This is a genomic window from Methyloparacoccus sp. NF-16, from assembly GCF_056880625.1.
Genome location: NZ_CP174130.1, coordinates 414,940 through 440,979, shown reverse-complemented (window position 1 = coordinate 440,979; position 26,040 = coordinate 414,940). Strand labels below are relative to the sequence as shown.

Annotated in this window: 26 protein-coding genes; 4 read left to right on the top strand and 22 right to left on the bottom strand. The window is 57.7% G+C overall.

The features are described 5' to 3' along the window. Nucleotides 1-30: 30 nt before the first annotated feature. Together ACH5N8_RS02020 and ACH5N8_RS02015 are read left to right on the top strand one after the other, a co-directional pair. Nucleotides 31-747: a ComF family protein gene (locus ACH5N8_RS02020; protein WP_483282303.1), complete on the top strand. Its 717-nt coding sequence runs from the start codon at nt 31-33 to the stop codon at nt 745-747. A gap of 56 nt (nt 748-803) precedes the next feature. Next, complete coding sequence (locus tag ACH5N8_RS02015; protein WP_460027966.1) at nt 804-1,652, top strand: L,D-transpeptidase; 849 nt, start codon at nt 804-806, stop codon at nt 1,650-1,652. A gap of 158 nt (nt 1,653-1,810) precedes the next feature. Here ACH5N8_RS02015 and xth read toward each other — a convergent pair whose 3' ends face one another. Continuing rightward, entirely contained in the window at nt 1,811-2,578 is a 768-nt protein-coding gene (gene xth / locus ACH5N8_RS02010) for an exodeoxyribonuclease III (RefSeq protein WP_460027967.1), read from the bottom strand. A gap of 553 nt (nt 2,579-3,131) precedes the next feature. Here xth and ACH5N8_RS02005 point away from each other — a divergent pair. Beyond that, complete coding sequence (locus ACH5N8_RS02005) at nt 3,132-4,784, top strand: hypothetical protein (RefSeq protein ID WP_483282302.1); 1,653 nt, start codon at nt 3,132-3,134, stop codon at nt 4,782-4,784. 151 nt (nt 4,785-4,935) lie between these two features. On the opposite strand, the gene ACH5N8_RS02000 is transcribed toward ACH5N8_RS02005, so the two are convergent. The 21 genes from ACH5N8_RS02000 to lpxD all read right to left on the bottom strand — a co-directional run bounded on the left by ACH5N8_RS02000 (nt 4,936) and on the right by lpxD (nt 24,082). Next, a complete protein-coding gene (locus tag ACH5N8_RS02000; RefSeq protein WP_483283162.1) occupies nt 4,936-5,319 on the bottom strand; it encodes a response regulator in 384 nt (127 codons plus the stop codon). Continuing rightward, nucleotides 5,319-6,746 carry a two-component system sensor histidine kinase NtrB gene (locus tag ACH5N8_RS01995; protein ID WP_483282301.1) on the bottom strand — a complete coding sequence of 476 codons (1,428 nt, stop codon included), beginning with the start codon at nt 6,744-6,746 and terminating at the stop codon, nt 5,319-5,321. The genes ACH5N8_RS02000 and ACH5N8_RS01995 overlap by 1 nt, the downstream gene beginning before the upstream one ends. A gap of 30 nt (nt 6,747-6,776) precedes the next feature. After that, nucleotides 6,777-7,445, bottom strand: coding sequence for a GvpL/GvpF family gas vesicle protein (locus ACH5N8_RS01990; RefSeq protein ID WP_483282300.1), 669 nt, complete (start codon nt 7,443-7,445; stop codon nt 6,777-6,779). Nucleotides 7,446-7,449: 4 nt separating this feature from the next. Further along, nucleotides 7,450-8,232 (bottom strand): GvpL/GvpF family gas vesicle protein, encoded by a 783-nt coding sequence (locus ACH5N8_RS01985; RefSeq protein ID WP_483282299.1) that lies wholly within the window; start codon nt 8,230-8,232, stop codon nt 7,450-7,452. Next, the gene (locus tag ACH5N8_RS01980; protein ID WP_483282298.1) at nt 8,229-9,737 is read right to left on the bottom strand and encodes an AAA family ATPase; all 1,509 of its coding nucleotides are present in this window, start codon (nt 9,735-9,737) and stop codon (nt 8,229-8,231) included. The genes ACH5N8_RS01985 and ACH5N8_RS01980 overlap by 4 nt, the downstream gene beginning before the upstream one ends. Next, nucleotides 9,671-10,636 (bottom strand): IS481 family transposase, encoded by a 966-nt coding sequence (locus ACH5N8_RS01975; RefSeq protein WP_483282297.1) that lies wholly within the window; start codon nt 10,634-10,636, stop codon nt 9,671-9,673. The genes ACH5N8_RS01980 and ACH5N8_RS01975 overlap by 67 nt, the downstream gene beginning before the upstream one ends. Before the next feature lie 73 nt (nt 10,637-10,709). Then, nucleotides 10,710-11,432 carry a hypothetical protein gene (locus tag ACH5N8_RS01970; protein ID WP_483282296.1) on the bottom strand — a complete coding sequence of 241 codons (723 nt, stop codon included), beginning with the start codon at nt 11,430-11,432 and terminating at the stop codon, nt 10,710-10,712. Then, entirely contained in the window at nt 11,425-11,949 is a 525-nt protein-coding gene (locus ACH5N8_RS01965) for an Hsp20/alpha crystallin family protein (protein WP_483282295.1), read from the bottom strand. The genes ACH5N8_RS01970 and ACH5N8_RS01965 overlap by 8 nt, the downstream gene beginning before the upstream one ends. A 1-nt stretch (nt 11,950) precedes the next feature. Beyond that, nucleotides 11,951-13,387 (bottom strand): sigma-54-dependent transcriptional regulator, encoded by a 1,437-nt coding sequence (locus tag ACH5N8_RS01960; protein ID WP_483282294.1) that lies wholly within the window; start codon nt 13,385-13,387, stop codon nt 11,951-11,953. Beyond that, nucleotides 13,387-13,965 (bottom strand): hypothetical protein, encoded by a 579-nt coding sequence (locus tag ACH5N8_RS01955; protein WP_483282293.1) that lies wholly within the window; start codon nt 13,963-13,965, stop codon nt 13,387-13,389. Before ACH5N8_RS01955 ends, ACH5N8_RS01960 begins: the two co-directional genes overlap by 1 nt. A gap of 20 nt (nt 13,966-13,985) precedes the next feature. Beyond that, a complete protein-coding gene (locus ACH5N8_RS01950) occupies nt 13,986-14,306 on the bottom strand; it encodes a gas vesicle protein (protein WP_483282292.1) in 321 nt (106 codons plus the stop codon). 22 nt (nt 14,307-14,328) lie between these two features. Then, on the bottom strand, nt 14,329-14,658 hold the full coding sequence (locus ACH5N8_RS01945; RefSeq protein ID WP_483282291.1) for a gas vesicle protein K: 330 nt from the start codon (nt 14,656-14,658) through the stop codon (nt 14,329-14,331). After that, nucleotides 14,642-14,854 (bottom strand): gas vesicle protein, encoded by a 213-nt coding sequence (locus ACH5N8_RS01940; protein WP_483282290.1) that lies wholly within the window; start codon nt 14,852-14,854, stop codon nt 14,642-14,644. The genes ACH5N8_RS01945 and ACH5N8_RS01940 overlap by 17 nt, the downstream gene beginning before the upstream one ends. Nucleotides 14,855-15,011: 157 nt before the next feature. Continuing rightward, nucleotides 15,012-16,934, bottom strand: coding sequence for an ArsA family ATPase (locus ACH5N8_RS01935; protein ID WP_483282289.1), 1,923 nt, complete (start codon nt 16,932-16,934; stop codon nt 15,012-15,014). Between the two features lie 77 nt (nt 16,935-17,011). Continuing rightward, a complete protein-coding gene (locus ACH5N8_RS01930) occupies nt 17,012-17,287 on the bottom strand; it encodes a gas vesicle protein GvpG (RefSeq protein ID WP_460027085.1) in 276 nt (91 codons plus the stop codon). A 162-nt stretch (nt 17,288-17,449) separates the two neighbouring features. Further along, the gene (locus ACH5N8_RS01925) at nt 17,450-18,238 is read right to left on the bottom strand and encodes a GvpL/GvpF family gas vesicle protein (RefSeq protein ID WP_483282288.1); all 789 of its coding nucleotides are present in this window, start codon (nt 18,236-18,238) and stop codon (nt 17,450-17,452) included. Between the two features lie 516 nt (nt 18,239-18,754). Continuing rightward, entirely contained in the window at nt 18,755-19,753 is a 999-nt protein-coding gene (gvpN, locus tag ACH5N8_RS01920) for a gas vesicle protein GvpN (protein WP_483282287.1), read from the bottom strand. Nucleotides 19,754-19,986: 233 nt separating this feature from the next. After that, nucleotides 19,987-21,000 (bottom strand): hypothetical protein, encoded by a 1,014-nt coding sequence (locus ACH5N8_RS01915; protein ID WP_483282286.1) that lies wholly within the window; start codon nt 20,998-21,000, stop codon nt 19,987-19,989. 30 nt (nt 21,001-21,030) lie between these two features. Further along, nucleotides 21,031-21,249: a gas vesicle structural protein GvpA gene (gvpA, locus tag ACH5N8_RS01910; RefSeq protein ID WP_460027080.1), complete on the bottom strand. Its 219-nt coding sequence runs from the start codon at nt 21,247-21,249 to the stop codon at nt 21,031-21,033. Nucleotides 21,250-22,213: 964 nt separating this feature from the next. Next, the gene (locus ACH5N8_RS01905; RefSeq protein ID WP_483282285.1) at nt 22,214-23,002 is read right to left on the bottom strand and encodes a hypothetical protein; all 789 of its coding nucleotides are present in this window, start codon (nt 23,000-23,002) and stop codon (nt 22,214-22,216) included. Between the two features lie 3 nt (nt 23,003-23,005). Next, a complete protein-coding gene (gene lpxD, locus ACH5N8_RS01900; protein ID WP_460027078.1) occupies nt 23,006-24,082 on the bottom strand; it encodes a UDP-3-O-(3-hydroxymyristoyl)glucosamine N-acyltransferase in 1,077 nt (358 codons plus the stop codon). A gap of 292 nt (nt 24,083-24,374) precedes the next feature. On the opposite strand from lpxD, the gene gspE reads away from it, so the two are divergent. After that, entirely contained in the window at nt 24,375-26,036 is a 1,662-nt protein-coding gene (gene gspE, locus ACH5N8_RS01895) for a type II secretion system ATPase GspE (RefSeq protein ID WP_483283161.1), read from the top strand. Nucleotides 26,037-26,040: the final 4 nt, after the last annotated feature.

Genomic DNA, 26,040 nt, shown 5'->3' with positions numbered 1-26,040 from the left:
GCCGGCGCACGCCACATCCGTCAACCCGGAATGTGGCTGCCCGTCGACAGCTGGTCGCGAATTATACAGAACCTGCTGTTTCCACCCACCTGCCTGCTCTGCGGCGACCGCGGTCTGGAGCAACTGGATATCTGCCCGGCCTGCCTCGCGGCCCTGCCCTGGCTGACGCCGGCCTGCCCGGTGTGCGGCCTGCCGCAATCCGCGGCGACAACCAGCCCCTGCGGCGCCTGCCAGCGCCGACCGCCTCCCTTTGACCGGCTGCGGGCCGCGCTTCGTTACGAGGAGCCCGTCCGGCATCTGATCCAGGGGCTCAAATTCCGGAACCAGCTGGCCTATGCCCGTCTGCTGGGCGAACTGCTGGCCCTGCGCCTGGGAGAACTGGCCGAGCCTCCCGAGCGGCTGATACCGGTGCCGCTGCACCGCAGCCGCTTCATCCGGCGCGGCCTCAACCAGGCCGAGGAAATCGCCCGCATCGTCTCCGCCAGGAGCGGCATCCCGCTGGACACGCGCTGCGCCCGGCGCGTCCGCGCCACGGACCCGCAGGCGCAACTGCGCGCCGGGGAGCGCCGGCGCAACATCCGTCAGGCCTTTCGGCTTGCGGCACCCCTGTCCTGCCGGCATGTCGCCATCGTTGACGATGTCGTCACCACCGGCGCGACCGTCGGTGAATTCGCCCGCGCGCTGCGCCAGGCGGGCGTCAGCCGGATCGAGGTCTGGAGTTGCGCCCGCGCCCTGCCCCCGGGCTGATGCAAAGCCGGACCGGTCCTGTATATTGTCGACAGGCCAACCCCGGGAGCCACGCCATGCCAATCGTCCGCCCATCTGCCAACCGGCGTCCGGTCGCGCTCTGGTTCGGCACCCTGCTCCTGGGCTTTGCGTCCGCCACGCTCGGCGCCACCGACTACCCCGAGCCACCCGGCCCTTGGGAAGGTTTTCCCAGGAGCCAGCCGACCACGCGCTACGAGGCCGATGTCGGCGCGAAATCCGATTACGCGTTCGGCGTCACCAAGGCCTTCGCGCCGTATCGGGATCCGGACCGCGCCGAGGCCGATACCCTGCCGGATCCGCTCGCGAACCCGGACTTCGACAGTTACAACCTGATCGTCATCGTCAACAAGCGCGACGATCCCTACTGGGGCAGGGCACAAACCCTGCGCCTCTACAAGCGCGATATCGGCCTGCACTACTACTGGCTGATCTCATCCGGCGCCAAGGGCTATGAAACCGCCGCGGGTTATTTCCGGCCGCAGCATTTTTCCTCGCGCCACTGGTCCAGCAAATACGACGCGCCCATGCTGTGGGCGGTGTTCTTCCACGGTGGCATGGCCCTGCATTCCTCGCTGGACCGCGAGTCGCTGCGCGAACTCGGGCACGCGGCGGCGTCGCACGGCTGCGTGCACGTGGAGGATTACCGCGCCGAGGAACTGTTCCATCTGGTCGGCCACAGCGGCTATGGGCCGGTCGATGTCATCGACCGTCACTCGGGCCGGAAGACGGGGCGCAAGGCGCTGTCCTACAAGACCCTGATCATCGTCGGCCCCACCAGTCATTGGGGGCAGAAGCGCGGCGACCATGCCCAGCCCGGCAGGCAGGAGGCCGCGCCGGTCGGCAAGCGGATCCGGCTCAAGGGTGTGCCACCCGAGCACCGGTAACAAGCCGCCGGCCATGAGCGCGGCCCCACGGCACGGGAATCCCGACGCATGGCTGCCCCCGCCAGGTGGCAGCGTCTGCCATCACGGCGGCGCCCGGCGGCCGCCCGGTCCGCGGATGGTGCCGGTCGCACCCCATCGCGACGGCCAGGCCAGGCCCGCTATGTCCTGAAAACCGCAACCACCGGCGCATGGTCGGAAGGCCGTTCCAGCCGGCGCGGTTCGACGTCGATCCAGCACGACTCACATCGCTCAGCCAGCACCGGGCTGACCAGGATATGGTCGATGCGCAAGCCCAGGTTGCGGCGAAAGCCGTTCATGCGGTAATCCCACCAGCTGAAGGACTTCTCGGGCTGCTCGAAGCGGCGAAAGGCATCGACCAGCCCGAGGTCGAGCCAGGCCTGGAAAGCCTGTCGCTCGGGCGTGCTACAGAGTATCTTTTCCCGCCAGGCCGCGGGATCGTGAACGTCGCGGTCTTCCGGCGCGATATTGAAATCGCCGAGCACCACCAGATTCCGGTAACGCGTGGACTCTTCCGCCAGCCAGTCCCGCATGCGTGCCAACCAGTCCAGCTTGTAGGCGTACTTGTCGGAGCCGACGTCGCTGCCATTCGGCACGTAGAGATCGACGATCCGCGTATCGCTCACGGTAACCGCCAGAATGCGGCGCTGGGGATCATCCAGGCCGGGCATGTCCATTACCGGTTCCGACGAGGCCGCCCGGCTGAGCACCGCGACGCCGTTATAGGTCTTCTGCCCGCTATACCGTACTGAGTAACCTGCCGCCTCCAGGTCGGCCAGCGGAAACGTTTGGTCCTCGGTTTTGGTTTCCTGCAAGGCCAGCACATCCGGCGACTCGCGCGCCAGCCAGTCCAGCACCTGCGGCAAGCGCACCTTCAGCGAGTTGACATTCCAGGTAGCAATTTTCATCGGCAATACAATCCCTTGACGTATATGAAGAAGGCAACCCGGTGGCCAGCCGTCGTCAGGACCCGGCATTCGTATCGGGCGCACCACGAGGATGAACGCCCGCCCGCCGGCGACGTGCTCATATCGGGTCGCCGGTAGCCTATCGCTTTCGCCGGTATCACGCACCCCGCCCCGCGCGACTGCAAACCGGGCGGTCGGCTATACTCGGCGCGGCGGGCAAGCTGCCTGCCCGATGAAGGCAGGTGATCGATTTCGTGGCCCGGAACCCACGGCGGGGAACTCACCACGCGATTGCCGCGACCGAGGCATTGATTGCCAGAGATTGGAAACATCACCGGAAACCCCGGCGCCAGTTCTCGGCATGGGCGCGCCATCACTGGCAATCGTACCGCCGTCGACCAGATGCCTCGGGCAAGACGGGCAACGGCAACCTGATGGCAAACAGCGCAGACCACCCCCGCCCACAACCGGTTCGCGGGGCATCCGGAAAGCCTCACGCCGACACGACCGACAGGGGACGCTTCGTGACGTCCCGCCTACCTGGAGATATCTGATGAGTGAAGAAACCGACCACCTGCTCCCGCAAAACGGCATGACTCGGCGAGATATCCTGGGTCTGGCCGGCGGATTTGGGACCGCCCTGCTGGGCGGCGGCGTGCTGGCAAGCCTGTCCCGGACAGCCCAGGCCGATTCACCGGGCAGCAGCAAAGCTCCGGTAGCTCCACCCGATCTGTCGGGCAAGGATGGGATTCCGGTGGTGGACGCCTCCAGATTGCGGCTCTGCAAGGAGGATCTTGGCAACTACATCTACCTGGCGCCCGAAAAACTGGGCGGCGGCAGCCATGCGGTCGATCTGGGCAGTGGCAAAACCCTAGCCTGGATATCCTACTGGAACTACGGCGACACCTGCCCGATCTCCCACCATCTGGCCGCCTACCCATCGCCCGATCCATACCAGGGGTTCGAGTTCGTCAACTCCACACAGGGCGGCGACAACGTCATGATTTACGGCCTCGACACCAGGATCAAGGAACGCGGCCTGCTTGACCGCTTTGGACAGGGCAATCATCTCTACCGGGTCCATTTCGACGGGCAGTCGATGAATCTGGTCGAGGACATCGCCGAATCCACCGGCATCGGTCTCGGCGTCCATATCACCGTCTACCCCGACGCTACCGGTTTTGCCTCCGCCGATGGCCAGAAAGACATCGGCGCATTCTTCGATCGTCCGCCGCTGAACCGGAAAACCAGCGTCATCCAGGCCTTTCGCGCCGACTGGATCGGCAAGGTCAGGGAGGGCACCCTAGAGGAAAACTGGACCAAGGGCGGCACCCTGCGCCTCACGCGCCTGGTCAAGCCCAAGGAAACCGGCAAATTCGACCTGGAAGGCACGCGCGGCAACAAGATCGACTGGGAAATGGTGCCGATGGCCGAGAACCTGGTCGAAAAGGGCGAACTGCCCGGCGCCGATCCGCGCAGCCTCACCGGCCTGGACGCCGTGGTGCATCATCCCGGCAACCGTTACTCCGCCCTGGTCATCCGCATGCTGTCCTCGTCGATCATCATCGACCGCACCACATGGGAGCCGGTTTGCGTACTGCACAACCCGGAAGGCTCGCCGGGCATGCTGAAGATTACCCGGGTCTCCTCCAGCCCGGATGTCTGGGAGTGTCATTTCGATGACGTCAAGTGCGTCGGCCATGAAGCGGGATTCTCCCCCGATGGCAGGCACTACACCATGATGAACAACATCCAGCAGAACAACATGGCGGTGTTCGACACCTCCGATCCGGATCCGCTGAACTGGAAGAAAATCACCTATGTGAAGGACCCAGCCTGGGTGGGCGAATTCCCCAGCCCGTTCCACCTCTGTTTCTCGGTCGACGGCAGCAAGATGTTCGTCTCGGTGCTGTATCCGAGACCCCACGACAGTGCCTGCGTGGTGGTCGACACCCGGACCTGGAAGATCATCAAGAAATTCGTCAACATCGGACCGGATTGCCAGACCATGTCGGTCAGTTATGACGGCAAATACGTGTTCCAGATCTTCAGCGGGTTCCAGCGGCTGTCCGCCGGCGTATTCATCTTCCGCCAGGATACGCTGGAACCCTTGGGATTCCTGCCCAATTTCGGCGGCCATCACGACTGTGTGGTCATCCCCCGCACAAACGAGGACCTGAAAAACAGCCGCTGCACGACACTGTAACGGCTCGGGCCTGTACCACCGGATTCGAGGCCGGCAAATATGGCATTCCTCACCACACTAGCCGGCGGCAGGCCCTTTTCAGTGCGTGAATCAATACGCAAGATCCGCCATGGGCGCCGAGCAGTGCTCTGCCCAGCAATGATGGTCATGCTCAGCAACCGCAAAACCGCTCAATCATGCCAAGAATATCATCATGATCGAAAGGCTTGGCGACAAAGCCTCTAATCATGCCTGTCATCAGAGCCTCCCGAATGACCGGATCATCGCAATAATGATATCCCGTGACCATCACAACGGGAGGGTAATAATATCCGCCCGACCGTAGCCGCTTGACCACGTCGAGACCATCCAAATCCGGCAGTTTGGCGTCCAGGAACACAAGGTCGAATGCCTCCGAGAGGATGGCGGCAATAGCATCCTCACCGCGGTGAACGACACGACTGTCCAACCCCCTCGATACCACCAACCATCCCAAGGCCCAGCACAAGTCAGGGTCATCGTCGACTATCAGAATACGCCCACCCAACCTGTCCATCATATTATCGGCAGACGCACCCTGATTTTTGTGCCCTTGCCAATCGCGCTCTCGGCCTCTATGGTGCCGAGGTGCTGCTGAATGATCGCATGGGATATCGAAAGCCCCAGACCTGTCCCCTTCACTTTCGGATTCAGCGATATAAAGGGATCAAATATGCGATCAAGATCCTCTGGCGATATCCCTATCCCCGTATCCTCTATCGCGACCTCAACCCAATTGACCGTGGACCACTGGCGGACGATCATCGCGCCACCATCACCCATCGCATTGATGGCATTCAGCATGATGTTCATGAAAACCTGCTGCAAGAGTCCAGCCACGCCACGGATGGTTACATGGACGTCCTTGAAGTCTTTTTTGACTTGAATCTTCTGGACCAGCGCCTGATGCGACACCAATTCGATGGTATCCCGAAGCACAGCCAGCAGGTCCGTCTCGACCATTTCGTTTGACTGGGATGGGCGAGCAAACCGCAATAGGTTTTCAATAATATCGGATGCTTTCTTTATACCCGCCTGGATCTTCAAGGAGCATTGCTTCCTGAGTTCCGGAGAGAGGCTGTCGTCCACCAGAAACTGCGCTGCGGAATAGCATATTGCGAGTGGGTTCCTTATCTCATGGGCAATCCCTCCAGCCATGACGCCGAGGGCTGCAAGCTTTTGCGACTGAAGAAGCAGCCTCTCAAGCTTTCTTGGCTCCGTCAGATCCCGCCCGACAACCACGAATCCCGTTGTCTGGTTATAATCATCAATCATTGGTGAGAATACCCACGAGACGAGAGCCTTATCGCCGGATGATGTATAGAACTCCGCCTCCTGCGTCTTGGAGTCCCCCATCATGACAACCTGCCCGAACACCCGCTTGACCGTCCGCTGATACTCTTCAGTAAAGTACTTGCAAAAAGGCTCGCCAGTCACCTCGGCCGCCGAAAGGCCGGAAAACCTCTCGGCAGCAGCATTCCACGTCAGGATATTCCCATCGACATCCGTGGACAGCACAATATCATGGGCCGACTCCACCACCGAGGCGAGATGCCCCTCAATACGCCGTACCTCACTGGAAAGCCTTACCTGTTCGGTGACATCCTCCATCACCAGCATGACCAAATAATCCTGTAACGGCAAAATGGAATAATAGTAAATCCGAATAGGCACGCCTGGCGCCCGATACGTCATGCGCTGCCCCTTGACTGGAGCGCGGGTAACAAAAACCTCGCAGATCCGCTCCTGAAAATCGGTGTTTTCAAGCATGATCTGCGGAAATGCTTTTGAAATATGGTGGCCGATGGTTTCCCTCTCGCTTCGCAGGGACTTGACGATAAAATTTCTGTTCGCATATGTGATCTTGAGGCGGTCATCGATCAACAGGACCGACGACGGAATCACATCCAGAAGCGCTTCAGCCAATGAGGAGTTTTCGTGCATGTTCAAGACCGACGAGCACTCAAAAGGCGGTCAGACAGCATTCCTTCGACAAGCGAAGTTCCAGGGGGTCCACGGCCCCGTCACGCATGCAGCACCGCTGATACCCAAACGCTCGACCCTGTCAAGAAAAACGTCCACAGAGCATCTAGGAACCAGATAATAGCCATGGGCGATATGCTCTCCGGGAGCGTTGCGAATCTCTCGCCATGCCTCCCTGATGAGGTCTCGGACAGCGAATTCGACGCGATCAAGATCATGCTGGAGATCACCGTATGGTTTGTGCTTTTCACGCAGCCGCAACAGATAGGATGTTCCAGGCAGTGACGGTGATGATGGGGTCTCGGCCCCCTGATTCGCCTGTGCTTGGTCGTTCAGGAAGGCAAGCCTTATCGACATTTCGACACAGCCATCGAGACTCGATAGCCGCTCAAGGAATTCAGTTTTTCGTCTCTTCAGTAACACCAGCAGATCTGCGTGACTCGCCGCCACGGAGCCAAATCGCATCGGAATGATGGTTCCAAGGCCATGCAAACGATCAACGAGTTTCCCGTAGGCCAAAGCCTCGGCGACATCGGTAAAATCCTTTGCCGCAACGACTTCGCGTGCAATTCCACAGAGCGCTCCGGATCGATAGCAAGATACCCCGATATCCTCCGTCAGCCGGTAGGCGTGACCCGCCACTGCCAGAATCTCCAACACCGAATTACCGTGCATCACAAAAGGAATAGGCAGGCCATGGGCCGGTGAGGCGCAAGCTGAGCCCCCAGACCCTCTCGCCAGGTTGCGTGGCATCAATCTGAATCTTGAAGCGTGCTATGTTTTCTTTGCGAACCAAGAATGCCCAATTGGCAACCTTGCCTGGCTTGACCTGTCGCTCGGACCACATCTCCGCGCCATCCCCCAAGGCTTCCCTGAGAGCCCTCAAATGCTGCGCCAGCCATATTGGCAGTCGTTGCCTGAGTTCGCTCCGGTAGCGCTGCATTTCGAGATGCCTGCGCCCTAGCGATGGCGACAGAATCAGATCACCGCGACTGACGCCCTCCTGCAGCATCATATCAAGCGCTTGATCCTCGTCCATCTCTATGTCCAAGGCCCATTCCTCGCATCCTTCAATCCGATCCAGCTGGGCACGAATGGTAGGCTCAAGTTTAATCAGTGCATCCTTGAGGGCGTCCACAGAGGAAAAAAGCGTCCCAAATCCTACCGGATATACCGCACCTCCAGCGTCAATGGCTTTCTCCAGCACCAAGGCATGATTATAAAGACGTGGCGTTAACCAAAGCGGGTCTTTCAGGTTTGCTTCGGCTTGTTCGCCTTCAAAGTCCTGACGGCTCACGAAGCTTGCTATGACACAAATCCGTCCAACCTTGATGGCCTCCACCCGCGGTTGGCCAGGCTGGCCGCCGAATTCCGCCTCGGGTAACCGGGTGTTCAGATGACAGAATCCATAGACATAAATCGCCTGACCGTCACGAAGATGCATCATTCCCGGACCTGAATGACTTCAAGAAGAGCGCTTTCCAAATCTTCAGGCGTCACTTCGATGGGATGCTTTTCCTCAGGACCAGCCTGGCTGACCTCAACATTGCGCCTCAAGGCACTCAGTGCCGCACGATTGCAGATTGCAGCCAGTTCGGCACCACTTGCACCGGCACATCTGCTGGCCAGGAGCTGGATATCGACGTCATGTTTGAGCGGCTTGTTGCGCAAATGAATCTTCAGTATCTCCTCACGAGCGCTTTGACTTGGAAGAGGAATATGAATGACGTCATCGAACCTTCCCGGGCGAAGCATGGCAGGATCAATCAAATCCACACGATTGGTGGCTCCGAGAACGAACACCCCTTTCAACTCCTCAAGCCCATCCATTTCCGCAAGAAATTGACTCAGGACCCGCTCGGCAACATGCGAATCGGTACCTGACTCCCCCCTGGCAGGAATCAAGGCATCGACTTCGTCCAGAAAAATGATGCATGGCGCTGCCTGCCGAGCCTTCGCAAACAGTTCGCGAACCCCCTGTTCTGACTCGCCGATGAACTTGGACATCAGGGCCGGTCCTTTGACCGAGATAACATTGACACCGCTTTCATTCGCAGCGGCCTTGGCGATCAAAGTCTTACCCACACCTGGCGGCCCCACGAGCAAGAGCCCTTTTGGTGGCTTTATACCAGCAGCTTCGTATCGCTCTGGATAGTTGATTGGCCACAAGACAGCCTCAGCAAGCATCTGCCGCACATCAGCCAACCCTCCCACATCAGCCCAGCGGACATCTGGAATATCGACAAAAACCTCGCGAATGGCCGATGGTGTTACTTCATGCAAGGCACCTTGAAAGTCGTCCATGGTCACATGGAGACTCGCGAGTTGATCATAGGGAATTTCAGCCATGGCAAGATCAATCGCCGGCAATAACCTACGCAGCGCACTCATTGCCGCTTCACGACAAAGGGCTTCAAGATCTGCACCGACATAACCGTGCGTGATCTCGGCGATCTCAGCCACATCGACATCATCGGCCAGCGGCATGCCACGACTATGGATATCGAGTATTTCAAGACGACCCGTACGATCCGGAATCGGGATATTAATTTCCCGATCGAATCTTCCCGGCCGGCGCAGCGCGGGATCAATTGCATTGGGTAGGTTGGTGGCGGCAATGACAATCAAATTGCCACGACGCTTCAACCCATCCATCAAGGCCAGAAGTTGCGCAACGATGCGCTTCTCGACATCTCCTGTGACCTTGTCCCGCCGGGGCGCGATCGCATCAATCTCATCAAGGAAGATAATGCTCGGCCCTCGCTTGGACGCCTCCTCAAATATCCTGCGGAGATGCGCCTCGCTTTCGCCATAGAACTTATGGACAACCTCAGGCCCGCTGATCGTAAAGAATCTTGCATCAGTCTCTTGAGCGATAATACGGGCTATCTGTCGAGTCCCGTGAGCTGATAAACCTTTTTTCGAAAGAGATGAGGGTGTGAAGACTGCCATTCTTTCATGCTCTGCACCGGTGATCGATGGTTCAAGGCTTTTTGCGGGATGTGGTGGTTGTAAAGGTGCGTGTATCGATGCAATGTGGCTTCGAGGTCCTCTGTGGATTCGAAATGGTGGGTTTGCAGTACCTCGGCAATCCTGCCATTGAAGCGCTCGACCATGCCGTTGGTTTGGGGGTGGCGTGGCGGTATCAGGCGATGCTCGATGTCCTGTTCGGCGCAGGCGCGATCAAAGGTGTGCTCCCCTGAGGGGCCCTGTTCGCGGCGCAGACAGCGATCGGTGAATTCGGAGCCATTGTCGGTCAGGCATTTCTGAATACGGAAGGGTGCGGCCTGAATCAAGGCTTTCAAGAAGGCTTTGGCTGACAGTGCGGTGCGGTCTTTCTTCACCGCAATGAAGACCCAGCGCGTCGCCCGATCAATGGCAACGAAGAGATAGCGTCGAGGGTCACCCTCAATGGCCGGCAGGTATTTGACATCGATGTGCACAAAGCCCGGTTCGTAGGCCTTGAACGGTTTTACGACAGGTCGCGATGCCCGGGGTTGCAGGGCCTTCAGGTTGGACACACCATGACGACGTAAACACCGGTCCAGGCCGGAGCGGGACACCGCTGGATTGAGGAACTCTCGCGTCACTGTCAACAAATCATCCAGAGGCAACTGCAAGGCGGTTCTCAGATACACCACAATGCTTTCCTGGGCCAGTGTCAAAGTGGTTTGCAGCTGGTGAGGACGGTGCGATGCGTCCGCCACGTCGTCACGTTTCCTCCACTTGCGGATGGTCGAGCGGGTGGTGTTGTAAAGGCGGGCCAGCGCCCGTTCACTCAGAGAGGAAGATTGAATCTCCCGACGAATCGCAGGTGTCGTACGAGCCTGCTGATGAAGACGGATGTTCATGCGGTTTTCCCCTGTACGTCACAACCAAACACCTCCCGAAGAATGCTTCGAGCCTCAAACAAAGCATAACTCCTTAAAGGAATATAATCTCGCGGGACGCAACAGCTATCAATGTCTTCCCACACCCAGGAGGACCGCTCAGAAGCACTCCTTTCGGAGGGTCTATGCCGAGACGCTGAAATATTTCAGGGTATTTCAGAGGCAATTCGATCATTTCACGAATTCGCTGAACCTGCCCGCGCAATCCGCCAACGTCTTCATATGACAGAGACTGGCTCGCGAGTTCTTCTTGTTTGCCCCGCGCCTCCTTGACAAGAAGACTGGTCGTTGGGTTTATGAGCACCGGACCTTGAGGCTGCGTCTCTTCAACCCTGAACTCGGCGGTTCGGCTCCCGAATAATCGCACCTGGACCAGGTCGCCCTTGATGACCGGGAGGCCATCAATAAGGCTGCCAATATAAGCCAGATCACGCTCGCCCGGATTGATGGAACCATTGCTCAAAACAACCCGCTGCGCCGGCATGCATTTGGCCGGCACTATACTTGCCTTCTCATCAAGGCTTATCGTAGCATTTCTCCGGGTCACGCCGTCCAGCTGGACGGCATCCCTCCCCCGCATGTCAGGATAGGAAGGCATGAGCTTGGCGACGGTACTTGTCTTGCCAACAACAGATACAATGTCTCCTACCTGAAGACCCAGTTGCTTAATGATCACGGGATCGATACGCGCATAGGCACGCCCCGCATCCTTAGGCAGTGCCTCAAACACCTTCAGCTTGATGCTCGTATCAGACATGCGGTTGCTTCCTGAGCTTTATTTCAAGAATTCCATTGCGGGAAGCATGACTCATGTCATCCATGCCGAATGCCATCGGCAGGACAATTTCCTTATAGTATTTCTTCACCCCCTTGGCGGCATCAATAGTAATAACATCGCCATTCAACTCAAGCTTGATGTCTTCTTGCCCAACCCCTGGCATCTCTGCCAGAAGCAGGATATGGTCATCCTCATCGAGGATATCGACCAGAGGATCAGAGACTTCCTGAACCACTGCTTCGCCCGTCTTGGGATCCTGCTTTATATTGCCAAACGGCTCCACCGAAACCTCATCATCTCCACGGATGCCGGTCTTCACAGTAAACCCGAAAACACCCTTGCCAGGCCTGCCGCCTGAAGTAAAATCGAATTCGCCTGACCGCTTGAGCTGCTCACCTTTTTCCGCAAGCTGACCCAGCTTGTCCAGCAACTCACCAAGCCCCTTGAAAATACCCTCTACATTCCCTGACCCCTTATCACCATAATCTTTCGCCATATCACGCCTCCAGCTTGTATCGCTTAAGCTTGTTGAAGAGAGTTTTGTAATCAATCTTGAGTTTTCGAGCCACTTCTGCCTTGTTACCCTTACTGGATTTCAGGCAAACCTCTATGACCTCGACCTCCGTCTTTGCCACAATCCTTTGGACTATTTCCTTGAATGTGAGACCATCGGCCAACATAGCCTGTATGGCAGCAGCATTCCCAAGACCCGCACCAGATTCGTAATTGACCGGTGACAACAAGCCATCCTCCAGCAACTGGGAAGCCTGCCCCAGACTGGATTCCTCGATCCTTTCCCCACAGGAGATAAGCGCTCTCCGAATTTTGGTTCTTAACTGACGAACATTACCTGGCCAGGAATACTCCACCAATTTTGCCATGGCTCGCTCATCGACCTGTGGCAGCGAACGATGCAGTTCAGCACAAGCCTCCCTTAAAAATCTGTCAACGAGATAAGGTATATCGGCTGGCCGACTGCGAAGCGGCGGAAGATGCAAATTGAACTCGTTCGGCCTGTAATAGAGGTCTTCTCGGAATCGCCCTCGTACAATTTCTTCCATCAGATTCTCGTTCGTGGCCGCCACCAATCGTATATCGACCCTGACCGGCATGCAGCCACCAACCCTGTATACCACTCTCTCCTGCAAAGCCCGGAGCAGCTTGCCCTGCGCCACCAGCGACAGGTTACCCAGCTCATCCAGAAACAATGTGCCACCGTATGCCTGCTCAAACTTGCCCTTTACGGCAGCATATGCCCCCGTATAGGAGCCCTTGTCATGACCAAACAGCTCGTTTTCAACCAAAGTATCCTGAAGTGCGCCACAATCCACGGCAACAAAGGGGCCTGCCGCGCGCTTGCTGGCCATATGAATATGTCTGGCCACCAGCTCTTTCCCGGTACCGGTTTCACCCTGGATAAGCACCGAATAGTCGGTTCTGGCCACCCTAACAATGTTCTCAGCCAGCTCCTGAATCAGGGAGCTTGACCCCATTGACTTCATCAGGCTTGCGTAAGCAGCAGCTTTTGTCCCCATTGCCTCGGCAGATTGCGGCGCCATCCGCGAAGCAACTGCTCGGTTAACCAGCTCGACGAGATTCTCGTTCTGAAAAGGTTTCGGCAGGTACTCCCACGCCCCAGCCTTGATCGCGCATATTGCGCTGTTCATGCCAGGATATGCCGACATCATGATAACGGGCAGGCCAGGTGACTGGTCGCGAACATATCCAAGAACCGCCATACCATTTGGCTCCGGCATCACGGAGTCAAGCAACATCGCATCCGGCTTGATATCATTGACTAGCCGCATAGCTGTTGCGCCATCGTGCGCAACAACGACTCGATAGCCCTGAGACTCGAGAAGCATCTGTATCAGCCCGCACAGCTCCCTTTCATCGTCGACGACAAGAACGATGGGGCTGCCTTTTACGGCCACTAGATACCCCCTTCGCGACGGCCTGGACGGCCAAAGGGATAGCGTAAGGCTATATCATCAGGAAGATATTTCTCGACGTGGTGCATAACACCAATGAACAACAAGCCAATCTCATTGGCATCCAGAGTTTCGCCAATCCTTGTGGCGATCGCCTCATCCCGACAGCGAAGGAGATGCTCACCGAGACTCCTTATACTCTCATCCCCGACACGGCCACTGCCCCTGAGCTGCTGCTGCAATTGGTATTCCTCAACAAGAAGATCGCCGGGTTCCGTACCAACAATTTCCGCACCCGCGTCTCTCAAGTATTGGATAATGCGAAAATTAAGGCTCCCCGCACCCGCGAGATCATCGACGATTCGATCCACATAGTTACAAATTGGCAAGCCATCTTGATAGACCTTCATGGGAAGCGCACGCAGGCCAGAACTTTCAATCCCTTTGACAACCGTAAGCCAGAACTCTTGTGCAGCAGTATCAGTCGACTCCCCATGCGACCCCAGATCAACAGCAGAATGCACAACCGGTACCACCAGCAACACCCGCTGTCGTAGAGAGGTTTTCTGCTCGACACTCATCGAAATGTTTGCCTTTTGGCTCAACTGCGCGATGTCAAGAGCGCCTCCTCGATCCTTGCCAAGCGCTGTTCAATCGCATCGATAGCACCCTCATCGGATATAACCTGGTTGGCTCTGGCCTTCGCGTCGAAGGCTGGATTGCCTCGCCACCAGTCCAATCCCATCTCCAGCGCCTTGTCAACCGAGCAGATGAGAAGACGTATTTCGATGGAGAGCAACTCAACCTCAACCAGTTTGATGCGAATGTCACCACTGATGACCACACCTTTGTCGAGCAGCCGCTCCAAAAGATCGGCCACCGTTGTGGAGTCGGTCGAGTGAGATAGTTTTCTGTTATTCATTGTTAGCCCCGTCGCTTGCGTATCACAAAAGCCTCCCCAGCGGGCCGAGATCGATATTCAAATCTTTCTTGTCAAGACCAAAAACCTGACACATGCGCTCAATCTCTTCTGCCTGACGCATCAGGGTCAACCCAAGCCGCTCAATCTCCTCGTCGGATAGATTGCCAGCGTCCATTCGCCGTATCGCCTGCCTTTCCAGAAGCTCATGAATCAACATTATGATCGTCATGGCGAGTTGCGCCAGCCCATTCCTGACACTCTCCGCATCGATGTCCAAACGCGCGGGAAGACTTTGACTGAGCGAGAGGCCTTCGCCAGGCAGCAAGCCGCCGGATTCAGAGGGTTCGGCCATGCTCCCTCCCCGAAGGTGGCGCGCTTCCCGACTCTATGGAAGTCACCAATGCCTGAAGACTCAGGTATAACAAATCCACATTCGCCACTGACAACGTCACATCGGCCACGATTACCGCTCCCTTGTTCAGGATCCGGTCTAGCGCTTCGCAAAGACTAACGTGTTGGTTCTCGCCCACTGCGACTGAACGACTCATCAAAAAACTCCTTCCACCAGATATATTGAAATAAGGAAATTCCATAATCCATTGCCTTGACAGAAGTGCAAGGCAGGGATGCATATACGGGGGTATTTGTCATACCTCCGACCATTCTTTTGATACCCATGCCCAACCTGTCTCATGCGCAGCCCTGTCATTGATAGAGACGGTGTCCCAGTGCCAAAAGCCCAGCAATCCCCTTAGGATCGCTCTGCCTGGCAACACGCAAGAGATCGACATCAACGTGATCATCGAGACGCCGAATGGCATTTTCCTCGCGCCTGCGGAGACTGTTGCATAAATCGCAATTCGATCGGGGCGTCAGCTGGTTTACGATAATAAGTTCGACAGCCATTTTCAGCACCCTCAACTGCTCCAACATATCCAGCGTCTTGGCAACAGACAGGTCCGTGGGATGAGTCACTGTCACCACGGCGGTCCTGCCGGGATCCCCGGCAAGCTCTCGCAGAAATTTCAGGTCACGCGAGAACTTGACCAGCTGCTGCGACACTTTAGGCAGCCGCACTACCTGCCTATACTTCAATAAGAGCAGGAAAAACTGCTTCAACCAGGATTCGAGAATATCTGGCAACTCGAAAAGGCGCAGCATATGACCGCTGGGCGCACTATCAAGCACGATCATCGCATACTTATCTTCCCGAGCATGATCGCTTAACGTACTGAGCGCCATCACCTCATCAAGGCCTGACGGTGCGAGATCCAGTAGACTTTCAATTGCCTCCCGATCAAAGGTGACATCCATATGTGGCAGCACACCGGTCAAAAAGGACTCGATCTCCTTCCTGTAGTTGTCCCTTACCATGCGGAAAAGATGATCGGCGTTGAGCTCTTGAGCATCAAGATTCTCACCCACCACGGTTGGCTTCTGACCAATCTTGACGCCCAGACAATCACTCAGCGAATGAGCGGGATCAACAGACATCAACAGCACTCTCCCATCAAGCTCGGCGGCCATGCGCAGAGCAGTCGCGCAAGCCATTGTTGTCTTGCCAACCCCCCCTTTTCCCGCAAAAATGAGAATCTGACGTTTGAGAGATGAGATGGCGCAAGGACGATCTACGTGGGGCGGTAAGTGCGCGGCCATCACGCTGAGCCTGGGTGGGCCCGTCACTCGCGAGACCGAGTTCCATACGCCTGAAAGACGCTCAAGAGCTGGTTCATCGGCAAATAACGGGAGCTCCCACAGAGAGAAAGCCTTTAGACTGCCCCAATCGCTCCTCAACGCACTATCCTGACGATGCTTGGCATCCTGACAACTCATACAATGGTTGATGGGAACCCGCCGATTGATAATCACCTCACGGACCGGCATTCCCGCCTCATGGAGCGCCTTGATCAAATCTCGCGATTCTGCAATACTCATCCACTCTGCCAGAAGAACAACGACAAAATTGCAGAGTGACGGATTTTTAAGGCTCGACACAAACTTCTCGATTGAGCCATTCATCCGAAGCAAAAACTGGTCGAGGTGATCTAGAACATCATTTTTTGCGAATCGCCGCCGCATGAAGCGATGCTTCGCCAGCAACGCGTCCAGGGCATCAAGCCAGCGCTTAGCCAATTCAGGCATCTGGACGAGTCTGAGAGTATGCCCAGTAGGTGCAGTATCGATAAAGATCCGGTCATAGACATCTTGATTGACCAGATCGGACAGAGCAAGATATGCGGCAACCTCATCCATGCCGGGCATGGAAAGGCTCATCAACTTCTCAATATCCTCCTTATCCAGGAAAGTGCCACGATCCGCGATTTCTTTCAACAAGGATTCATTGTCTTCCTTGAAGGCATGCAATGCCGATGCAGCATCCAGCTCAAGCATCGATAAGTTTTCAGGATGCCCGCCTTCGTCGAGCACCATCTTCAGCGAATGAGCCGGGTCAGTGGACAATATCAGTACTGATTTAGTTGGATTCTGGATGGCAAACCGCAACGCTGCACTTGTGGCGCAAGTCGTCTTGCCGACACCGCCTTTGCCGCAAAAGAAGACAAGCCTAATTGATTCCGCGCTCAGAAACAGAGGTAAGCCAACCCCACCAACACCGTCTTGCCTAGCCAAGCTCACCCTGTGTGACACGGAACTAGCTCAATGGTATACCGTACGCACCTGCAGGGACTGACCCTGCCCATCCCGTACTAGTCCTCAGCGGAATCAGCCACCTCACCCTCCTCATCTTGCGATGACATATCACGCTCAAGGACTTCAAGCCGATCCAGATATTCCCGCTCTTTTTCATCAAACTCTTCATCAGTGATCTGCCCAGTTTCTAACATCATGTAGAGATCGGTTAGTGCCTCACGGATTCGATCAGCCTCCCCTTCAAGCTCCTCTGTCGCAATATCATGAATTTGCTCGAATATCCAGCGAATGCCACGAAACGGAAACAGAAGAATATCGTCAACGATGAGCATGAATGATTTCGCGGCGGGAGACCTTTATCATGGAGCCAGACAGCCAAAGCCAACTCTGACCAAATCGACCAGCACCCTTGCTTGCATGCTGGTCAAGCCGTCATCCATAAAAAAGACGCAGCATACCTAAAACCCTGACAAAGGGCGTTATCTTACTTCAGGTCAGGCGACATCATTGGCAGGCGAGGCAACCTTGAGATCAATCCGCGCAAAATTATGCGGAGCCCAAGGCCCCGAGTAATCAAAAAGATAGTCGTTATCAAAAAGCTTTGATACCTCGAAAACCCCTTTAACGAATTCATCCATCCGGGTACGCCTCACAAGACAGGCGAGGTTCATCACATCTTTTTCGCGCTTCAGCTCACCGACAACAATGTCTTCACAATATTCAACCAGCAGATTTTTCACGCGGTCCGTGTGATATCTTCTATCCGCATTGAGAAATGATTCGTACAAACGACCAAGCTGAATGCGCTCATCCCTACCCGCTGTCTCGTCGTTTACCAGTTCGTCACGCGCATCCCTGAGAGCCGCATGGGTGCCGATAAAGAAATCATATATATTGGCCACGTCCCAGGAGACACGCAGCCCCATCTCCACACAACCATTCACTTTCTTGAGCTGATCAAGAATAGCCTTCCTATTCCTTGCCAAGAGGTTTTGTACGCAGATTTGATTTTTTGATATAGTTCCAAATCTTAACGGCAAAACAGTGGTTTTCTCGACCAAGTCGTGCAAAACAGCCTGATATGCCGTAAGGCTTCTCCGGTCAGGACGAACCTTACCCGTCGCCACATCCGAAACCACTGCAACAAGACCGTTATCCTCGACACAATAAACCTGCGCCCCCTCCAACCCCTGGGACGCTCCAAATCTCAGTGGATCCACGTCAACCTGGCAGATAGCGTAAAGGATTTTGGGCAAATGAGACGATCTCTTATGAATACTCACTATAAACTTCCTCTGCGCAGGGCATCGCGAAACTGGTTATCCAGCCGCTGAGCCAGCCGACACAGCTCATGGACTTGCAGCCCTATGGCCTCAAACAATTGATGGGGTCCCGTCATCGTTTTCAAGAAACGATAATTACGGGCATGCCGATGGGTTCGAATACTCTGGCTGGTGCGCACGGGAATCATGGCATACCTCCTTAATTAATATTTTATACGCACTCCTCTGGGAGGTTTTTCAACCAAGCTCGAGCCGGTTTCAGACTTGCGAAGGTCCTCAGCCAAGACCCCTCCCAGCAAGATGGATTTTTCATGATTGATCTGAGCAATCCGATCATTGATGACACTCAGCCGCCGCAGAGAGGCCTCGCGCTCGCGCTCTCTACGCCACTTCTCAAGCTCCAGTGCACCTGCCTGGAAATAGTCACGGTAGCTCTGATCGCCACGACTTACCCGTCCGGAATGCGTTTTGATATCGGACAGGGATTTGGGAGGACGGGTACGGGTCCCCATATCATCACTCCACGATTTCCATGACAGACCGCAGGTCCTTCCTGTTCAGATGCCGCATGGTTTCCGCCGGCGGACAAACCTTCGAGATGACTTGATCGATCATGGCCTGATACATGGATCGACCACCATTGCTTATCTTTGCCGTATCCATGCTGAGACCATCGTAGCAAATCGCATGGAAAAGCGGTTCTCCATAGCGTGGCACTATGCCTTTCATCTTGAGGACACGAGCGATTGCGATGCCTGACCTCAACGATGGCCTGGATTTATTCTCATCGCCACGAAGCTCTCTGACAATATCAACGATGTAGGCGGCTTCTGTAGCTGGCATCCCGGAATGGCTATGCACAATCTGGATCTCCGTCTCCCTGTCCGGATGATCCAGCTTGATCGTAATCATTCTATCCAGCAGGGCATCCTGGGTCTTATGGGTACCGGCATACTCTTCCGGATTCGAGGTGAACACGGCACGAAAGTCTCCGGAAACCTCCATAAAGCCCTCGGCACTTCCTCGAAGCCCCGGCAAGTTCAAGACCCCCTCGGCAAGCACCGACAATAATACGTTATTGGTTTCCGGCCTTGACCTGTTGAACTCGTCATAAATCAGCATGTCGCCATTTCGGCAAGCCGTTGTCAGGCGATTGTCCACCCAGACTCGCCGCATCTCCTCTTCTGTCTTGAGAACAGAACTGATGAAGTTGTCGACTAGCTTGCTCTTACGATAGCCGACATCCTTTCCCGTCAGATCAGAGCTGACAAATTCCTCATTTCCCTGCATCAGGGTAACGGGCCTTCCCCAGCGAGAGGCAAGATGAAAAGCAAGCGTTGTCTTTCCTGTACCTGAGGGGCCTGCGAAATGCACTGGATAGCCGGCTTCCAAGTACGAGATTGCACGATCGACAATACCTTTCACATAAGGAGACAAAACAAAGGTATCACTGGCCACCGGGACAACCCTGTCGCTTGATGAGTCATCCACCAAAGCCATATTCGAATGTTCCATTAAGAATCTCCAATCTACCGCCATTCAATACGCCTGCCAGGGAGCACGAAATCTCACGGCTGACAGCCGCAATACCCTAGACCTGTTCATGTCGAGAGGCGCCCAACTCCGGCGCGGCCAGCGACCACACCCGGCTTATGCCCGCGGCGAGAGCGCCTCAAGATACCAACGTTCCTCTACAACGGAGATCTATCGCCGGAAGCAACCTGCCTTGGGCAAGCAATCCATGCAACTTACTTCTTACCCTTGCCCTTACCAGAGCCAGGAAGGCTAAATTTACCCACATCCGCCGGAACCTCCTTCATCTCCTCGACGACATCCGCTGCCATGACCTCGCTTTTCGAAGCCTCGAGTCCCTGAAGGCGCGATTCGTCACTATCCTCCGCAACAGTCGGTGCAGCCTTGGGCTGAGGTATTGATTCCGTAACAGACTGAGAGGGTGACGTCGACGCCGGCACTGCCGGATGCCTGGTGGCGGCACGCCTTCCAAAGAAACCCTCACGAGCACCCGACCGGTCATCGGAATAGTCATTGAGCAAGTTGCTTACCGTCCCTGCCAGGTCACGCACGAAGGCCCCCAGGCCAGCAGCCGTTTTCGCTGAGGATTCCGCACGGCTCTCTGCGTTTTCCTGCAAAAGGTTGGCCACGGACTTCCCTACATCATTCACGAACCTCTGGCGCTCAAGCGCGTCGATATCCGCATTTTTCTTGCGCCGAGCTCTGACTCCGTCCAACTCCTTCGCCACGGAAGAACCCAGCGCATTGACAAAGTCATTGCGCTCCTGGGCTGCTCTTGCGGATGCCGCTTCAAAACTCCGCCGAAAACCGCCAAGGTGCGCCACTGTTTCGTTTGCTATGCGGGTTACAAATTCCCTGCGGGTCCGCGCGGCCTCGCGTGCGCTGGCAGCCTGGTTTGCTGCCGTATCGGCCAGGAATCTGGACACGGAGGTGGCATTACTTGAGATGAAATCAGCCCGAGCAAGCGCATCACGCCTGGCAGCCACCAGCCGACGCGATTTGACATCCCGCAGAAATAGCTGTGTTGCTCCGCGCTGCTCCTCAATATCCAAACCCAGCACACGCCGCTTATCGGCACGACTATCCCGACCGCTTTCGATCTCCTGACGCAAGCGCGTCATGTCTTCAGTTAAGCGCCCCATGATTTTCTCCCAATAAGAACTTTGGAACCAAATTCTGCATGTGAGATACCATTCCGTGAGCAGTTCCAGGGGAAACGAACCGCTCACGAAACAGCGTCAATACCTAGTTATATAGGCTCAGGCCGGGGCTGCTGCGCTTGCAGTCAGACCAATCGCCTCAGCGTACTTCAGATAGGTTTCTACGGAAGCCACGACCACGCGAGCCTCAACAGAGAGCAACTCGATGCCGACCAGCGAAACTTTAACCCATGCATCAATTACGATGCCTTTATCCAGAATGCGGTCGACAACTTCGGCCAGGCTGGAAGAATCCGTGGATTTCTGAATCTTTGCCATTGTTGCAATTCCTCTTGATCAGTTAAGCGAATATCACCCTTCAGGGTGGCATGAAATGCGAACAGCAGATTGCTTCGCGCCGAATATCTCGCATCATGCATGCCAATCTCGCAAGGCATTGATTCATTACGGACTGATAAAAAAAGTCATTCGTCAGAATAACAAAAATGTGGACCCGAATCCATAGCTATGGAACCGAATCCATGGAGGTCTCGCCACAATAATCAGAAAACACTGATCAACATGGCCACAGACACCCTGCGTCATCGACGCCGTCTGGGTCCTCCCGATAAACACTCGCGGCCAACCACGCGGATGCAAGCGACGCGAAGTTCCAGTCGGCCGTTACCGCGAACCACTTGACTCTGAGCGACAATCGCTTCGTGCATCCGGCCATGACCCCAATATTGGCGCGCGACAGGAACGTAAACGGGCGAGACATCGCCCCGACGCTACGTTGAGCGATGAGAAGGGATACCGACAATTCGAGACCCGCCGGTCACAATTGGCCTCGACAGCATGGGCGCCCGGGACAAAGCGAGGGTACCCGGTCAGGTCTCAGGTCACCAGGACATCATGAGAGGATTGCGGTCGACCCGTTCGCAGCAGAGCATGCCGATCCTTGGCGGGCAACCGCAGCGAACATTCGGCATACGGCCGGGAGGAGAGGTGAACAGCAGCAGAGGCAGATGCCGGATGGACGATGCGGGCGAGCCGCGAAGGCATGGGCATCAACATGGGCATCAAGCAGCCATCTCGTACCGAGGCGATACGCTGGCCTGAGTGGCGTCATGCGGCCCGATCGCCGCACACGCCCCCGGGGCACCGACCACATGGCGCCCATCGCCTGGATGTAGGGCTGCGCAGGCGGCTCAGTCCGTCCGGCAACCCAGCGGGAGCGGGGTTCGCCTCACCATGCCCGCCATTCAAGCACAGGCTCAGGTCCCGCCATCAGCACCTGCCGTCAGGGTGCCCTGCTCGCGCCGAGATTCGGCGGCAGCGCGCCGATGAACCGCAGGGCTCCGGCCTGCAGGGTGAGCGTCTGCACGGCATAGCCTTCCCTGGCGCCCAAGCTGGCGTGGAAGCCGTTTTTGGCGATGCGGTCGAGCTGCTCGCGCGGAATGTCGAGGCCGCCGACCTGCAGGCGCTGCAACTGGGCGCTCAGCTCGCCATTCTCGACGCCGCCGGCAGCCTTGGCGTAGACGGGCAGATTGTCGCCCAGCGCGCCCACCCAGCGGGTGATGCTTTCGGCATCCTTCTCGCGCACCCCGACGGTCTTGAGGAAGTCGCCGAGCCTTGAGCCATCCAGCGCGCCGGAAAGCTCCATGGCTCCCGGACCCAGCCTGACCTGAACGTCACGCAGCGGCAGCAGCCTGGCCCCCAGGGAGTTGAGCGCCGCGGACAGTTCCTCCTGCGACAGGGTCATGTCCACCGGCTTGGGCGCGGCGGGTGGTTGCGGCGCGGGACGGGGCGGCTGGCCCGGGGATGCCGGCGCAACCGGCAGAGCGGGGGGCGGCGCGCCCAGCTTGACGCCCGACTTGGCCTCGAAGCGTTTCAGGTCGGCGGCGGCATATTTCACCCCCAGGTTCTGCGGCGCGCGGCTGCCGAACAGATCCGCAACCCAGGGCACCAGGCCGAACCAGACGAACAGCACGATCCAGGGCAGGACGAACAGCCCCAGGAACAGCCCCAGCCACTTGACGTCGCTGATGCCCGCCTTCAGGCCCGCCATGGCCCTGCCGATGCGCCGCATCGGTCAACTCTCCCTGGAGGATGCGGCCGCGAGTTCGGCCAGACGCTTCTCGACTGCCTTGAGCCGTGTCCACATCTCATGCAGCCGGGGCATGATCGCCATGTTCTTGAGGTATTGCTGCAACGGCTGCACCGGGCCGCCGGCGTACATGCCGGGGGCCTTGATGCTGCTGTTGAGACCGGCCCGGTGCAGGAGGACCACGTCGTCCGGCACCGTCACGTGATCCAGGGTACCGGTCTGACCCGAGGCGATCACGCGCCGGCCAAACCTGGTGGAACCGGACAGCCCCGTGTGGGCACAGAGGATGCTGTCCTCGCCGATCTCGACGTTGTGGCCGAGATGGCACATGGCGTCGATCACGGCACCCGCACGCACGAGGGTGGCGCCATAGGTGCCGCGATCGATGTTGGTGTTCGCGCCGATGACGACGCGATCCTCGATGATGACCTTGCCGGTATGGGGAATGCGGTAATTGCGCCGGCGCTCGTCCTGGGCGAAGCCGAACCCCTCGGAGCCGATGACACAGCCGGCCTTGAGGATGACATCGGCACCGATCTCGCAGTCGTAGCCGACGACGCAACCCGGGTGCAGCACCGAACGGGCGCCGATCATCGCCCCATGCTCGATCACCGCGTTCGCCATCACCACCACGCCAGGCCCCAGCAGCACATTCCGGCCGATGACGGCACCCGGCCCGACCAGCACATCCCCGGGCACGGCAACGCTTTCGTGGATGACGGCGGCGGGATGGATGCGCGGCCACTCGCTGGCACGCACGTCGCGATCGGCGTAGGTCTGCTTGAGGATCGCCATGGCCAGGCGCACATTGGGCGCGATGAGCACCGCCATATCCGGCTCGTCCGCGAGTTCCCGGGCCAGCGCCTCGGTGGTCACCACGCCTGCCGGCCGACACCGGCGCACCGGCTCCAGATACTTGGCGTGGTCGATGAAGACCAGATCGCCGGGACCGCAATCCTCGATGGGCGCGATGCGGCAGCAGGCCAGGTCCGGCCCCGAGCGGTCCAGCAACAGGCCACGCCCGGCAAAACGTTCCAGCATTTCGGAGGGAAGCACATTCATACCGAGGTCACACGGGAATTTCAGGGTTGGCCATGATAGCCGAAGCCGCAAGCCCGCGGCGCAGAGCTGTCCGGCCCCGCCCGCGCATTCGCGCGGGCGCAACCGCCGGAACAGGGCTTTCGTGTACACTCTGAGACCCACGATCAGGCCCTCCCCTCGATACCCGAGGGCGCCAGCTTTCCACGAAGACGACGACTCCGCCTTGGCTGCCGAACTCCAGGACACCGCCTTACCCGAAACCCCGCCGGAAGCGGAACCGCAGGCCCCGCGCTACCAGCGCTTTGCCCGGGAGCTGGTCGCGCGCGGGAAGCTCAGGGAAACCGAGATCATCCGTGCCCAGCGGCTCGCGACCCAGACCGACGAATCGCGCATTCCCGCGCTGCTGGTCAAGCTGGGCGTGGTTTCCGAGCGCGACACGGCCGAGATTCTCGCGGATGTCAGCGGCTGCCCCCTGGTCACACCGGACGACTACCCGGACACCTCGCCCCTGCCGGAAACCATCTCCGTCCGCTTTCTCAAGGAAAACCACATGGTAGGGCTGGCTGCCAACGACGATCAGGTCGTGGTGGCCGTCACCGATCCTTTCGACCAGGAACTGCTCGATGCGATTGCCCTTGCCTGCGACCGGCCGGTGAGCGCCCGCGTCGGCCTCGGCACCGAAATCGACCGGGCGCTGGAAACCCAGCTCGGCCCCGGCAAGTCGCTGATGGGCGAGATCGTCGATACCTTCGGCAGCGACGAGGACATCAACGAAGCCGACGTCGAGCACCTCAAGGATCTGGCATCGGAGGCGCCGGTCATCCGCATGGTCAACCTGATCATGCAGCGGGCGGTGGAAATGCGCGCCTCGGACATCCATGTCGAACCGTTCGAGCAAACCCTGAAGGTGCGCTTCCGCATCGATGGCGTGCTCAAGGAAGTCGAGTCGCCGCCGGTGCGCTCCACCGCCGCCGTGATCTCGCGCATCAAGATCATGGCCAAGCTCAACATCGCCGAGCGCCGGCTGCCACAGGACGGCCGCATCAAGTTGCAGGTACAGGGCAAGGAACTGGACCTGCGCGTTTCGACCGTGCCGACCCTGTATGGCGAGAGCGTGGTCATCCGCCTGCTGCACAAGGAAAGCATCAAGTTCGACTTCGCCACCCTGGGCTTCGAGGGCGAGGCGCTGCGGCGCTTCCTCGACGTGCTGGAACAGCCCCACGGCATCATCCTCATCACCGGCCCGACCGGCAGCGGCAAGAGCACCACGCTGTATACCGCGCTGCACAAGATCAATACGCCCGACCGCAAGATCATCACGGTCGAGGATCCGGTCGAATACCAGCTGGAGGGGGTCAACCAGATCCAGACCAAGCCGCAGATCGGCCTCACGTTCGCCTCGGCGCTGCGTTCCATCGTCCGCCAGGACCCCGACGTCATCATGATCGGCGAGATGCGCGACATCGAGACCGCCCGCATCGCCGTGCAGTCGGCGCTGACCGGCCACCTGGTGCTGTCGACCCTGCACACCAACGACGCCGCCGGCGGCGTCACCCGCCTGCTGGACATGGGCCTCGAGGACTACCTGATCACCTCGACCGTGAACGGCATCCTCGGCCAGCGTCTGGTGCGCCGGCTGTGCTCGCACTGCCGGGAAGCCTACGAGCCCATGCCCGAGGTGGCGGCGGAGCTGAAGCTCTGGAACTTCAGCGACGAGCGCACCATTCACCTGTACCGGCCGGTCGGCTGCGAGGCCTGCGACGGCAACGGCTACAAGGGCCGGCTGGCGATCACCGAACTCCTGGTCATGAGCGACGACATCCGCCGACTGGTGATGGCCAACGCGCCGGCCCGCAAGATCGAGGAGCAGGCCCTGCTGGAAGGCATGCACACCATGTACGACGACGGCATCCGCAAATCCGTGATGGGACTGACCACGGTCGAGGAAGTCCTGCGCGTCACCTCGGACAGCTGACCGC

What these genes read in the sequence shown, in the direction of transcription:
- ACH5N8_RS01930 (WP_460027085.1), bottom strand. Translation starts at nt 17,287, where the DNA reads ATGCTCATCGTTGACGATATTCTTCTGTTTCCGTTTCGTGGCATTCGC.
- ACH5N8_RS02000 (WP_483283162.1), bottom strand. Translation starts at nt 5,319, where the DNA reads ATGGACAGGTTGGGTGGGCGTATTCTGATAGTCGACGATGACCCTGAC.
- ACH5N8_RS01965 (WP_483282295.1), bottom strand. Translation starts at nt 11,949, where the DNA reads ATGGCGAAAGATTATGGTGATAAGGGGTCAGGGAATGTAGAGGGTATT.
- ACH5N8_RS01975 (WP_483282297.1), bottom strand. Translation starts at nt 10,636, where the DNA reads ATGAACATCCGTCTTCATCAGCAGGCTCGTACGACACCTGCGATTCGT.
- lpxD (WP_460027078.1), bottom strand. Translation starts at nt 24,082, where the DNA reads ATGAATGTGCTTCCCTCCGAAATGCTGGAACGTTTTGCCGGGCGTGGC.
- ACH5N8_RS01995 (WP_483282301.1), bottom strand. Translation starts at nt 6,746, where the DNA reads ATGCACGAAAACTCCTCATTGGCTGAAGCGCTTCTGGATGTGATTCCG.
- ACH5N8_RS02005 (WP_483282302.1), top strand. Translation starts at nt 3,132, where the DNA reads ATGAGTGAAGAAACCGACCACCTGCTCCCGCAAAACGGCATGACTCGG.
- ACH5N8_RS01970 (WP_483282296.1), bottom strand. Translation starts at nt 11,432, where the DNA reads ATGTCTGATACGAGCATCAAGCTGAAGGTGTTTGAGGCACTGCCTAAG.
- gvpA (WP_460027080.1), bottom strand. Translation starts at nt 21,249, where the DNA reads ATGGCAAAGATTCAGAAATCCACGGATTCTTCCAGCCTGGCCGAAGTT.
- ACH5N8_RS02020 (WP_483282303.1), top strand. Translation starts at nt 31, where the DNA reads ATGTGGCTGCCCGTCGACAGCTGGTCGCGAATTATACAGAACCTGCTG.
- ACH5N8_RS01940 (WP_483282290.1), bottom strand. Translation starts at nt 14,854, where the DNA reads ATGAGTCGTTCAGTCGCAGTGGGCGAGAACCAACACGTTAGTCTTTGC.
- ACH5N8_RS02015 (WP_460027966.1), top strand. Translation starts at nt 804, where the DNA reads ATGCCAATCGTCCGCCCATCTGCCAACCGGCGTCCGGTCGCGCTCTGG.
- ACH5N8_RS01980 (WP_483282298.1), bottom strand. Translation starts at nt 9,737, where the DNA reads ATGGCAGTCTTCACACCCTCATCTCTTTCGAAAAAAGGTTTATCAGCT.
- xth (WP_460027967.1), bottom strand. Translation starts at nt 2,578, where the DNA reads ATGAAAATTGCTACCTGGAATGTCAACTCGCTGAAGGTGCGCTTGCCG.
- ACH5N8_RS01985 (WP_483282299.1), bottom strand. Translation starts at nt 8,232, where the DNA reads ATGATGCATCTTCGTGACGGTCAGGCGATTTATGTCTATGGATTCTGT.
- gvpN (WP_483282287.1), bottom strand. Translation starts at nt 19,753, where the DNA reads ATGGAACATTCGAATATGGCTTTGGTGGATGACTCATCAAGCGACAGG.
- ACH5N8_RS01945 (WP_483282291.1), bottom strand. Translation starts at nt 14,658, where the DNA reads ATGGCCGAACCCTCTGAATCCGGCGGCTTGCTGCCTGGCGAAGGCCTC.
- ACH5N8_RS01905 (WP_483282285.1), bottom strand. Translation starts at nt 23,002, where the DNA reads ATGCGGCGCATCGGCAGGGCCATGGCGGGCCTGAAGGCGGGCATCAGC.
- ACH5N8_RS01955 (WP_483282293.1), bottom strand. Translation starts at nt 13,965, where the DNA reads ATGAGTGTCGAGCAGAAAACCTCTCTACGACAGCGGGTGTTGCTGGTG.
- ACH5N8_RS01950 (WP_483282292.1), bottom strand. Translation starts at nt 14,306, where the DNA reads ATGAATAACAGAAAACTATCTCACTCGACCGACTCCACAACGGTGGCC.